Annotated in this window: 8 protein-coding genes; 1 reads left to right on the plus strand and 7 read right to left on the minus strand. The window is 70.9% G+C overall.

Annotated elements, in window-relative coordinates; translation table 11 throughout:
- Positions 1-28: 28 nt before the first annotated feature.
- The 4 genes from F7R91_RS29630 to F7R91_RS29645 all read right to left on the minus strand — a co-directional run bounded on the left by F7R91_RS29630 (position 29) and on the right by F7R91_RS29645 (position 5553).
- Entirely contained in the window at positions 29-1228 is a 1200-nt protein-coding gene (locus tag F7R91_RS29630; RefSeq protein WP_150953580.1) for a serine hydrolase domain-containing protein, read from the minus strand.
- A gap of 89 nt (positions 1229-1317) precedes the next feature.
- A complete protein-coding gene (locus F7R91_RS29635; protein WP_225320854.1) occupies positions 1318-2601 on the minus strand; it encodes a hypothetical protein in 1284 nt (427 codons plus the stop codon).
- A 375-nt stretch (positions 2602-2976) separates the two neighbouring features.
- Positions 2977-4923: a DUF1996 domain-containing protein gene (locus F7R91_RS29640; protein ID WP_225320860.1), complete on the minus strand. Its 1947-nt coding sequence runs from the start codon at positions 4921-4923 to the stop codon at positions 2977-2979.
- A gap of 216 nt (positions 4924-5139) precedes the next feature.
- Entirely contained in the window at positions 5140-5553 is a 414-nt protein-coding gene (locus F7R91_RS29645) for an SRPBCC family protein (protein ID WP_150953586.1), read from the minus strand.
- Between the two features lie 145 nt (positions 5554-5698).
- Between F7R91_RS29645 and F7R91_RS29650 the strand changes: the two genes are divergently transcribed.
- Positions 5699-6391, plus strand: coding sequence for a GAF and ANTAR domain-containing protein (locus tag F7R91_RS29650; protein ID WP_225320855.1), 693 nt, complete (start codon positions 5699-5701; stop codon positions 6389-6391).
- A 60-nt stretch (positions 6392-6451) separates the two neighbouring features.
- On the opposite strand, the gene F7R91_RS29655 is transcribed toward F7R91_RS29650, so the two are convergent.
- The 3 genes from F7R91_RS29655 to F7R91_RS29665 form a co-directional block, all read right to left on the minus strand.
- Positions 6452-7222: an alpha/beta fold hydrolase gene (locus F7R91_RS29655; RefSeq protein ID WP_150953589.1), complete on the minus strand. Its 771-nt coding sequence runs from the start codon at positions 7220-7222 to the stop codon at positions 6452-6454.
- Between the two features lie 63 nt (positions 7223-7285).
- Positions 7286-8422 (minus strand): alpha/beta hydrolase, encoded by a 1137-nt coding sequence (locus tag F7R91_RS29660; RefSeq protein WP_150953592.1) that lies wholly within the window; start codon positions 8420-8422, stop codon positions 7286-7288.
- Complete coding sequence (locus F7R91_RS29665) at positions 8419-11292, minus strand: thioester reductase domain-containing protein (protein ID WP_225320856.1); 2874 nt, start codon at positions 11290-11292, stop codon at positions 8419-8421. Before F7R91_RS29665 ends, F7R91_RS29660 begins: the two co-directional genes overlap by 4 nt.
- Between the last annotated feature and the right edge of the window lie 31 nt (positions 11293-11323).

Here is an 11323-nt window from a genome sequence, read left to right on the forward strand (position 1 = left end):
GTTTGCAGAAGCACCGGACGCCCGGCGCTCACCGTCCGTCGCGCAGCAGGGAGCAGACGAAGTTCTCCTGGATGGCGCGCAGCCGCGCCAGCCGGGCGGGGTCGGTGTCCTCGTTGATCTGGCTGGTGACCGAGAACGTCATCGAACGGCTGCCGTCCGGTGTCGCCACCGCCAGCTGTGTGTAGCCCGGGAAGTTGCCGGTGTGGCCCAGCACGACCCCGCAACGGGTCTCGTAGCGGAAGATCGCCAGTCCCCCGCTGTTGCGTCCCGGGCCGGCGGGTTGGGACGCGGCGCCCGGGATCCACTGCCGCTGCTCCCGCACCACGGCCCTGCCGTGGAGCGCGCCCTTGGCATAGCCGCGGATGAAGCGGGTCAGGTCGGCCGGGGTGGAGATGATGCCTCCGGACGCCCACACGCCGGAGGCGCTGACGGCCTCGCTGATGTCCTCCGGGGAGTCGGGGTCGCTCATGTCGTACCCGTGCAGGAAGGGCTCGGGAATGCGGAAGCCCTGCGGGAGGCTGGTGTCGCGCATCTCCAGCGGCCGGTAGACCAGTCTGCGCAGCAGCTGTTCGTACGGGGTGCGGGTGACCGCTTCCGCCATCAGGGCGACGGCGATGTTGTCGGAGTTGGAGTACTCGTACCGGCTGCCCGGGGCGAACCGCAGGGGTTCGTCGGCCACCCAGTCGAGCAGGCGGCGGGAGTCGAAGTGGTGGCGCGGGTCGGCCGTGAACACGGCGATGAACTCGGGGTCCTGCGTGTAGTCCGGCAGGCCGCTGGTGTGGTTCAGCAGCTGCCGCAGCGTGACCGAGCCCCAGTCCTCGGGAAGGTTCGGCAGCCGCTCGCTGAGGGTGTCGTCCAGATCCAGGGCACCACGGTCGACCAGGGTCAGTGCCACCGCGCCGCTGAAGGCCTTGGCCACGCTCGCGATCCGCATGTGGTCGGTCACATGGGGCCGGCGGCCCGTCGCGAGGTCGGCGACCCCGGCCCGCAGGACACGGCTCTCCCAGCCGTTGCGCAGCAGGGCGATGATTCCGGGCGGACCGCCCGGCTCGCTGACGAACCGGTCGATCTGACGCTGCAGCGCACGGTCGTCCGACGGGCCGGGGGTGGCGGCGGTGCCCGCGCTGGCCGGGACCAGCACGGACACAGAAGCGGCCGCGACGACGAACGCCGTGCGCAGTCGCGGTCGTAGCACGGCACGCAAGGACCGTACGGTGCGCAGGGACATCAAGGCTCCTGAAGGTGGGCGTCAGTGCGGGTCAAGCCTCACCGGCGGCACTGACGCCCGCGCTTTGTGCTGCTGCAATCAGCCCAACGTCACTGCCGGCTGCCGGGCCTCGGATCGCCGATCACTCCGATCCGGATGCCCAGCCAGGGATAGGTGTGGTTGTAGAACACGTTGTCCTGCGGTTGCAGCCCGACCGCGGAGGGCCACATCTGGTAGGCCGGGGCGTTGGAGACTCCGCCGTGCAGCCGCCGCCAGACCCTCAGGGAGCTCTGTCCGAAGGGGGGCGGGGTGATCGTGTCGGTCCACTCGACCGCGTTGCCGCCCTGGTCGAGGGTGCCCCACGGCGAGGTGGTCCTCGCCCCGCCGACGGTGCTCACGCTTGCCTGGTAGACGTCGGCATAGAGGATGGGGTCGAGTCCGAGCGGGTTCACGGTGGAGCAGACGTCGGGCTGGAACTGTGCCGGGCACCAGCTCGGTGCCGGCTTTCCGCTCGCGTGGTACGAGGCCAGGGGCTGGGTGGCCGCGTTGGTGACGTCACCGGTGGTCGGGTTGAGAACGGTGGGGCTGGGGGCGGTCGCGTCGCCGTCGCCGAAGACTCCCGGGTTGGTCGGGTACTTCCAGTAGGAGTACGTGCCGCCGCCGCGCGGGTCGTAGTAGGCCGCCTTGATCCATTCGTCCTGGCTCGGCAGGACGAAGCCCGTGCGAGCGGTCCGGGTCGTGTTGGGCCGGGCCAGGTCGTACATCCCGCGCTCGGTCCGCGACGACAGTGCGACCTGGTACGTGACATAGGCGAAGCCGTCGCCGCTGCTGGACCGCTCGGAGATCAGCCGGCCGTTGTACAACGAGTTGACGAAGCGGGCCGCTCTCAGGAAGTCCGAGAAGGCGTACGGCTTGTCGGCCCATTCCGGGAAGGCCACCGAGTAGTGTCGGCCCCGGCCGGCGGTCGACGAGAAGTTGATCTGGCCGTACTTCGGCCAGGCCGACGAGCTCTCGGTCTCGTCGTAGAGACGGAGGCGGTTGCGTCCCTCGGGGTCGGCCGTGTTCAGGAAGGCCACCCACTGCGCGACGGTGACTTCGAGTCGCCCGATCTCATAGGGATAGCGCACGCCGCCGACGGTCTGACAGGTGCTCGGGGAGGGGGAGTCGGCGCACGAGCGGTACACGGCATCCGTGAACGGGACGACGCCCACCGACGGATTGCCCGGCGCACCGACCTTGACGGTCGTCAGCGTGATGACCGTGCCCTCGCCTCCGGAGGCAGGCGGCCCGGCGGCAGCGGAGCGGGCGGTCAAGGAAGCGGTGAGCAGCACCGACAGCCCGCACACCGCGACAACGGATCCACTGCGGCGGGTGCGGCGGGAAACGACGTACATGAGCGCTCTTTTCGGTCACGGCGGCCACTTGGTTCCTAGTCGTCGCGTCCGGTGTCCAGCAGCTGCTGAAAGCGGCTCATGCAGGGGAGACAGTGACGGTTCGTCTCGGCTGCGCCGGGTTCCGGTGGGGACAGCTCGATTCCGCAGAGGCTGCCGGCTCCCTGACGGGCCACCACGTGCCACACCAGCTCGGTGCTTCCTGTCTGCGGACCTACGCACACCTCGTACACGAGGAGACTCCCTTGGCGGCGATGCATCCAGCACACCGCACCGCGGCAGCCCCGTCCTGATGCACGAGCCGTTCGCGTGAATCCGCACGACGAAGGCGGCAGGCCCGGTAGCAGGGCCTGCCGCCTGTCGTCGTTCGGGACGTGTTTACCTCCCGCTGCGCCTGGTCCGTCGCAGCAGCACGAATCCGCAGATCAGCAGCACGGCTCCGGCCGCCGCCGGCCACAGGTTCGCGCCGGTCTCGGCCAGCCCGCCCTGGGGAGCGGCCACGTTCTGCGTGCCGTCACCGGTCGACGGGGTCTCGGTGCTGGTGGTGTAGCTGTCGCCGATCTCCTCCGAGGTGTTCTCCGCCTTGGGCTCGTCGGCACGCTGGGTGGGCGACGACGTCGCGAGGACCCTGGGTTCGTCGCCACCGGAGCCGTTCCCGGAACCGTTCGCGGAGTCGTTCGCGGAATCGCTCCCGGAGCCGTTCGCGGAGTCGTCCGGCTGGACGGAGCCCGGCGTATCGGCCGGGTCCTGGGTGGCCTGGTCGTTGCCGCCGCCGTTGCCCGCCGTGTCGTCCTGCCCGTCACCCGGGGTCTCGGGGGCAGACGTCGGCTGGTCGTTCGGGTTCTCGGTGGGCTGCTCCCCCGGGTTCTCGGTCGGCTCGTCCGAGCCGCCCGGTTCCTCCGCCTGGCCGGCCCCGCACTCGCGGCCCTCGTTGATGCAGTCGGCCATCTCCTGCATCAGGTTCTCGTCGAAGACGTTGATGAAGTCGCCGTGGTCGGTGACGGGCTTGTGCAGCTGCTCGGGGAAGGAGTCCACCGCGAACAGCGGGGTCGTCCGGCCGCCGTCCTGGAGGCTGGGCGCGTCCACGTCGTAGACGATGCGCTGGACCAGCTGCGGGATGGCCGTGAAACCCTGCCCGCAGCTGCCGTCGGCCTGGGCGAACGCCACATGGGTGCGGTGGTTGGCGCTGTCGATGTTGCGACCGTCCCAGCAGCTCTGGAACTTGAAGGTACGGACCACGTCGCTGCCCTGCGGGCACAGCGGGTACTTGTCCTTCAGCTGCCGGTCCTCGAACCCGGTGCAGCTCCATGAGGCGTTGGCGTTGGCCGGGCCGTTGACGAACGCCTTGGCGTCGCCGGTGATGATGCGCAGCAGCCGCGGCATGGCCGTGACCTCGCTGCGCGGGTTGCCCACGAAGGTGAGGGTGACGTCCTTGGCCGTGACGATCTCACCCGCGTTTCCCTCGATGCCGCCGCCCGGGGAGTTGGCGTCCTGCTCCTGGGTGCCGTTCTGCAGCCGCAGCACGGGCCAGTAGTAGGTGGACTTGTCGCCCTGGTCCTCGCAGGTCGTCTCCGCGTTCGCCAGGTCGTCGTCGCTCGCGAAGGCGTTGTTGGACTGGTTTCCGATGTAGTCGTGGAAGTGGTGGGCGCCGTTGGACACACCCGGGGCGACGATGACGTTGTCCGAGTTGAACAGGCCGTTCGCGTTCACCCCGCAGCGCGTGGTGAACGTGCCCGTCGATGCGCCGTCCTGCGGATCCGGGGACTGCACATTGGGCTGGACAGCGGTGATGTCCGCGAAGTCCGCGGCCACGGGGCCGTTGCCCGCCTGACCGCCGTTGCCCTGCTGCTGTCCACCGTCCTGGCCGCCCCCCTGCTGCTCCTGGCCGGGCTGCGCACCGTCGTCGCCGCCGCTGCCGTCACCGGGCTGCTCGGCCGACTCGCGCAGTGTGCAGGGAGCCAGTTGGTCAAGGCCCTCGGGACGGTCGCCGACCTGGTCGATGGCGGCGGCTATACGCTCGATCGTCTCGGCGCGGTCCTCCTTCAGCGGGTTCATGATCTCGCTGTCGGTGGCGCTGCTGTCCCGGTTGCCGGCCTCCGCCGGATCCTGCAACCGCTGGTAGGCCTCGGCTATCTGCTTGTCCAGAAGAGCGAGTTCGTTGTCGACCTCCTCCCGCGCCTCGTCCGGGACGGTGGTCAACTGGGCGCCGACGTCCGGGCAGTCGATCGTGGCGGTGCCCGAGACGGGAGAGGCTTCTTGTCCCCAACCGTCCTCGGTGGCCGAGGCGTACACGTTCACCGCCACCAGACCACCGCCCCCCAGCATCAGTGCCACTGCTGCAAAGGTCGCTCGTCGTGCGCCTGTTGGGCGTCTGCGCTTATTGCGTCCCACGGAAGTACTCCTGCGCGTCTCGGTCGGCGAGGGCATGCAATACCCCCGCCCTATACGGAGCCGTGGGACGCAGTGTTCAACCGACTCGGAAATTCATAGGAACCTGGTAGGAACCCGCTGGCTCAGCAGACAATACCGGTCACTCGCCGGTCATCCTGCCGCGGAGTCGAACCGCAGCCGCACCTGTTCCTCCAGGCGCCGCAGGCCGCTGTCGAGGGCGGAGTCGACCGCCGGCCGGCCCGGGTCATGGCTGTCGTCGACGAAGGACAGATGCACCGTCACCTCGCTGGCTCCGCTGCCCAGGCCCGCGACCTGCAGCCAGCCCGTGTAGCTGTCCTCTTCACGGGTGCCCCATTCGAGGCGCATCTCTTCGGGGCGCGCCCGCAGCAGCGCCGGGATGTCCTGGTCGGTGCGGTCCTCGTGCACGGTGACGGCCGGCGGGTCCTCCACACGCACATGCAGCGCCTCCGGCAGCCAGGCGCTCAGCTGGCCGGTATTGGCGGCCTGGTCGAAGACGTGCTCCGGCTGTGCGGGCATCGTGCGTGAGCGTTCGTACTCGGTCATCGGCACACCACTCCTCGGTTCGATGTCGTACGACGGGACGCGTGTCCTTCCCGCGTGCCCCGCCTGCCGCAACCGAACCAGTGTCTCCCGCTCCGACCTGCGCGGTGTGTGCAAGGGTGGGGGTGGGCCAGCGTGAGGAGGACCGGTGGACTGGCGGACGTTCGCGCAGCAGATGGCTTCCATGGCGCGGGATCTTCTGGCGCAGGAGACCGTCGGTGACACGCTGGAGCGCATCACGAGCTCCGCGGTGGAGCTGGTGGAGGGCTGCGATGCGGCCGGAATCCTCGTCCTGCGCGGCGGCAAGGTGAAGTCGCTCGCACCCAGCGAACATATGGTGACCGAGAGCGACCGCCTTCAGGGGCAGCTGAGGGAGGGCCCCTGCTTCGACGCGGCGCGACCCGAGAGCAGTGAGCGGGTCTTCCGCATCCACGACTTCAACGAGCGCCCCGAGCGCTGGAAGGCCTTCGTTCCACAGGCACGGGCACTCGGGGTCGGCAGCATGATGGGGTTCCTGCTCTACACCGAGGAGGAGGAGCTCGGCGCCCTGAACCTGTACTCGCGAGCGCCCGGCGCCTTCACCGACGCCAGTGAGACCGCCGGCTGGCTGCTGGCCTCCCATGCCGCGGTCGCCCTGTCCAGCGCCCGGACCGACGCCCAGATGAAGGAAGCGATCGCCACGCGCCACATCATCGGCGAGGCGATGGGCATCCTCATGGGCCGCCACCACATCACCGAGGAGCAGGCCTTCGACGTCCTGCGCACACACTCCCAGGAGACGAACACCAAACTGCGCGAGGTGGCCCGGCAGGTGTGCGAAACGGGCAGTCCGGAGCGGTGAACTCCGGCAGCCCGGACTCCCTTCTCGACCCGGAGCCGGTGGCCGGAACCGGCCTCCGGTTCACACGAACCGGTCGAGCGCCTCGGTCAGCTCCGCCGGCTTCTCCACCGGGAGTTCGTGGCCCGCGTCGATGATGCGGACGACCGCGTCGGGGTACGCCTTCGCCATGCGCAGCATCTGCGGGACCGGAAGCTGGATGTCGTGGTAGCCGTGCACCAGGAGGGTGGGCACACGGATCTCGCCGACCCGGTCCAGGACATCGAAGGCCCGCATGGCGCCGTACAGCGTCATCACGACCTCCTTCGGTGTGTCCGCGGAGGCGCGGATGTACTTGCGGATCTCCTCGCGCGGGTAGCCCGGGGCGAAGGCCCGCTGGATGTTGGCGGCGACGAAGAGCTTGAACGGGACGAGCGTCGACGCCGCCATCACCAGGCCTCTCCCCCGGTTGTAGACCATGCGGCTGATCGAGTCCACCAGCACCATGCGCTCGACCCGCTCGGGGTGGGCCAGGGCGATGGTCTGCGAGATCATCCCGCCCATCGAGTGGCCGACCAGGACGAACCGTTCGACCTTCAGGTGGTCGAGGAGGGCGAGGACGTCCTCCGCCAGCTCCGCAATCGTCCGCACTCCCGCCCCGCTGCTGTCGCCGTGGCCGCGCAGATCGAGCCGGATCACCCGACGTGTGTTCGCGAAGTGCGCCATCTGGTGGTCCCAGCGGTGCCGGTTCGCCGTCCAGCCGTGGACGAACACCAGGGGTACGCCGGCGCCGTCGCGCGGGCCCTCGTCGTCGTACGTCAGTGCTGCGCCGTCGACTTCGAGCTGCTCCGGCATGGGTGACCTCCTGCGTGCGGTCCGGTTACTGCCGAGTACGTTAACCGGCCACCCCGGCTGCCGTCACCGTCGTTCGTCGAGGAAATCGAGGATGTGTCCGAACACATCGAGCGCGGCGCCCCGGCCGAGGAACGTGTCGAGGTGCCCGTAGCCGGGAATCTCGGCGTACGTCACGTCCAGCTGCGGCTGCCGGCGGGCCAGGACCTGATGGCAGAGCTTCTGGGAGTCCAGCCACAGGCCGTTCTCGCTGCCCGACAGCAGCAGGACGGGCGTGTCGATACGGGCCGCCGCGTCCAGCGCGTTGGGCGGCAGGGTGCGGTAGCGCAGATCGGTGTCGTGCCAGCGCACCACGCTGCGGGCCAGCTCGATACGGCGCAGGTGCGGCAGGATCCACAGCGGGGCCGGACCGAGGAGCTCGGCCAGCCGGCCGTGGGTGGTCTCGCTCAGGTGCTCGTGCACGAAGAGCGAGGCGCCCGTTCCCCAGGCCGAGTTGTGCAGGATCTGGCACGTCGGGTCCGGGCAGCTCGCCCTGCGGGAGGCCAGGGCGAACAGCGGGGTGTACCTCGACCACAGGCCGACCTTGCGGAAGTCGACCGGGATGTGGTCGATGCGGGATTTCAGCAGCTCTCCGGCCAGGGACATGCGCAGCGAGGTGCGGCCGGCGAGTTTCGGGGTCAGGAACACGCCCTGCGACACGACCCCGGCCAGGCCCGGCACCAGCCCGGCCGTCATGCTCAGCGACAGGGTGAGGGAGCCGATGCAGTGGGCGACGACGAACAGGGGCCGGTCGCCGATGCGGGCGCGGATGTGGGAGACGGCTTCGGGGATGTCGTGCAGGGCGACGTCGTCGTACGTGTACTTCTGGCCGGTCTCGTTGTACGGCAGCCGGCAGCTGCCGCGCCAGTCCAGCAGCCAGGGCTCGTAGCCGCCGTCGAGCAGGGCGTCGACGAGGTTGCGGGTCTCGGGCAGCAGGAACATGTCGGCGGACGCCGTGTGGCCGTGCAGGAGCAGCACCGCGGGCCGGTCCTGCTCTCCCGTGTCGATGCGGGTCAGGCCGAGGCGCACGCCGTCGCCCGCGCGGAACGGGATCTCCTCGACGGCCGCCGGGTGGAGGCGGTGGCGCAGCGGGCGCAGGGCCGTGGTGGTCCGTACCCTGCGCAGGGCCGGCCGGGGCCTGGAGTTCGTCGCCTTGAAGATCATCGGTTGTGCTCCGTGGAGGTCTGGGGGCGGCGCAGGTCGAGCAGGTCGGCGGCGGCCCGGGCGAAGGGGCCGAGCAGGCCTCGGCCCATCTCCAGGCCGAACCAGGCGAGCCAGGTCAGCTTGGCCGCCCGCTTCTCCTGGCTGGTCAGACGCGGGTCGACCTTGATGCCGTCGATCTGGTCGCGGACGTAGGAGTCCGCCGGGACGACCACCTCGCCCGCCAGGCTCGCCACCTCGCCCGCGCGGCCGATCTCGATGCTCAGGGCGCGGGTCTGCCGCCACAGGTCGCGGCGGGCGCGGGCGTACTTCCGGCCCTCCAGCCACCACCGGCCACCGTCCGCATCGCGCAACTGCAGGCGGTAGCACAGGAGTTGGTGGCGCAGGCCGTGCTGCTGCGGGATGCCCTCCTCGGGGCGGATCCACACGTCACCGCGTTCCACGGTCAGCGGGTCGGGGTGCACGGCCGGGCAGCGCAGTTCGCCGCGCGCGTCCACCCGGCGCTCCGTCACCAGCTGGTGCATGCTCGCGATGGAGAGGGTGAGGTCCGTCGCGCAGGGAGACGCCGGGGCCGCGGTGCCGATGGGGCGTACGCCGCCCTCGGTGGTCTCGGAGAACCACAGATAGGGCTGGTCGTCCTTGTGCGGGAGCCGGGCCAGTCCGTCGTGGGCTAGTTTCTCGAACGTCCTGAGCTGGGCCCGCGCGTCGTAGCGGGCCGCGGGTGCGAGCCCGAGCGCCTCGGTCAGCGCGGCGGTGCGGTCCATGGTGGCCGCCGGGCCCTTGAGGGTCGCCTCGCACAGCTTGAGGGCGGTGGGGCTCTGCAACACCCTCGCCAGGAAGGTCAGTTCGGGCACCGGGTCGGCCTCCAGGCGGGCCAGGGCGTCGGCGCGCCACTCGTCCCAGTCCTGTACGCGCACGTGCATGCCACCGAGCGCCATGTCCCGGACGACGTCGTCGAGGGTGTTGGGCACGCCGGTCAGGTTGTAGTCGAAGCCCCAGGCGTCCGGTTCGCAGATGACGCCCACCGCGGTACGGCTCACCCAGTCCACGGGGGCGGCGTTGAGGTAGCGGAAGGCCGGTACGGTGCGGAAGCGGCCGAAGGCCGAGATCAGGCCGCTGCTGAGGTCCTGGGGGTTGTAGGCGCCGGTCTTCGTGTGCCCTCCGATGCCGCCCGGGCGCAGGGCCGTGACCACGAGGCCGTGGTCGCGGGCCCGCCGCAGCGCGACCTCGGCGGCCCACTTGGTCTGGTCGTAGCCCGCGATGAGCCGGTCGACGTGCGCGAGCGGGTCCTCCTCGCCCATGGAGGTGATGCCGACCTCGTTGAAGACGGCGATCGACGAGATGTGGTGCAGCGGCTTCGGGCGGCCGGTCGCCGCCAGCTCGGCGAGGGTCAGGGCGCCGAGGACGTTGCTGGAACGCAGCGAGGGATAGCCGCGCAGGAAGTCCACGGCCGCCGCGACGCCCACGACGCTGTCCAGCTCATGGGCGAGCCTGTGCCACAGGTCGTCCGACAGGCCGAGGTGCGGGCGGCGGATGTCGCCGGGCAGCACGGTGATACGGCGGCGGACCTCCGACGACCAGGGCAGCTCGTAGCTGCGCAGCGCCTCGCCGAGGCGGGTCACGGCCGCGGCCTGGTCGGACGCGCGGACCAGGCAGTACACCTGCGCGTCGCTGTGCCGCAGCAGGTCCAGGAGCATATGGCTGCCGAGGAACCCGGTCGCGCCGGTCAGCAGGATCCGGCGCGGGGGCAGGGGTTCGGGCGAGCCGGTGAACGGCAGTCGGTCGGCGAGAGCCAGGTCGGCCAGGATCTGGTCGAGGTCCTCGCGGCGGGCGGTGGTGTGGGGAGCGGCGGCGTGGGGGCGCGGGAGGACGATTGCGGGCGCCGTTGGGGGCGGAAGCGGAGTCCTGAGCGGCGGCGCAGGAAGCGCTGTTGCACCGGTGGTCTGCAGCCAGCGCCGGGCGAGGCTGCGGGGGCGGGCGTCGGCGAAGACCTCGTCGAGGTCCAGCTCCATGCCCAGCTCGTCCTCCAACTCCGCGACGAGTTCGACGGCGTTGACGGAGCTGCCTCCGGCGTCGAAGAAGTCCGCGTCCGGCGACAGGTGGCCTTCGGGGAGATGCCGGCCGGCCATGGCGGCGATGACGGCGGCGAGGTCTTCCGCGTTCTGGGTGGGAAGCGGGCCGGGGGTGCCCTGGATGGGGAGGGTGCCGCCGCCGGTGTCCTGGATTGGGAGGGTGCCGCCGCCGGTGTACGCGGCGGGGTCGGTCGGCGGGGGCGGGGCGGAAGCCGTATCGGAGCGGGTGGGCCGAGCGTCGCTCGACGCGGTACGGGAGCCGGACGGGGGCGGCGCGGCGGAACCCACGTCAGAGTCGGCCGGCCACTGCGTGCCGCCACCGGAGCCGGTGGGCAGCTGAACGGTCGCATCCGCCTCGGAACCGGTCGACGGCGGCTCAGCGAAACCACCGTCGGGACCGGCCGGCCACTGCGTGCCGCCACCCGAGCCCGTGGGCAGCTGAACAGCGGCATCCGCGCCGGCACCGGTCAGCGGCGGCTCAGCGAAACCACCGTCGGGACCGGCCGGCCACTGCGTGCCGCCACCCGAGCCCGTGGGCCGCAGAACGGCGGCACCCGCGCCGGAACCGGTCGCGGACGACGGGCCGGCAACCGGACCCGAGCCCGCCGTACGCGCCGCCTCGGCGGCCGTGTCCGGCCGGCGTGCCCCGGAGGGGGCCGCAGGCGGCTGGTCGGGCGGAGCGGTCGGCGCGACCTTCGCCAGCAGGTCGTTCACACCGAGGCCGCCTCCGCCCCGTTCGATCGCCTCGGCGGTGGCCCGCTGTCGGGCGTATGCCGACGCGTCCTCGTTCACCTCACGCATGAGAGCCCTTCACGATGTGCACGGTCCTTTC

It is taken from the genome of Streptomyces luteolifulvus (assembly GCF_008806595.1).
Taxonomy (GTDB): domain Bacteria; phylum Actinomycetota; class Actinomycetes; order Streptomycetales; family Streptomycetaceae; genus Streptomyces; species Streptomyces luteolifulvus.

Bases quoted from the DNA above. Each gene is read 5' to 3' on its own strand.
- F7R91_RS29630 (WP_150953580.1), bottom strand. From the start codon at position 1,228: ATGTCCCTGCGCACCGTACGGTCCTTGCGTGCCGTGCTACGACCGCGA.
- F7R91_RS29635 (WP_225320854.1), bottom strand. From the start codon at position 2,601: ATGTACGTCGTTTCCCGCCGCACCCGCCGCAGTGGATCCGTTGTCGCG.
- F7R91_RS29640 (WP_225320860.1), bottom strand. From the start codon at position 4,923: ATGCTGGGGGGCGGTGGTCTGGTGGCGGTGAACGTGTACGCCTCGGCC.
- F7R91_RS29645 (WP_150953586.1), bottom strand. From the start codon at position 5,553: ATGACCGAGTACGAACGCTCACGCACGATGCCCGCACAGCCGGAGCAC.
- F7R91_RS29655 (WP_150953589.1), bottom strand. From the start codon at position 7,222: ATGCCGGAGCAGCTCGAAGTCGACGGCGCAGCACTGACGTACGACGAC.
- F7R91_RS29660 (WP_150953592.1), bottom strand. From the start codon at position 8,422: ATGATCTTCAAGGCGACGAACTCCAGGCCCCGGCCGGCCCTGCGCAGG.
- F7R91_RS29665 (WP_225320856.1), bottom strand. From the start codon at position 11,292: ATGCGTGAGGTGAACGAGGACGCGTCGGCATACGCCCGACAGCGGGCC.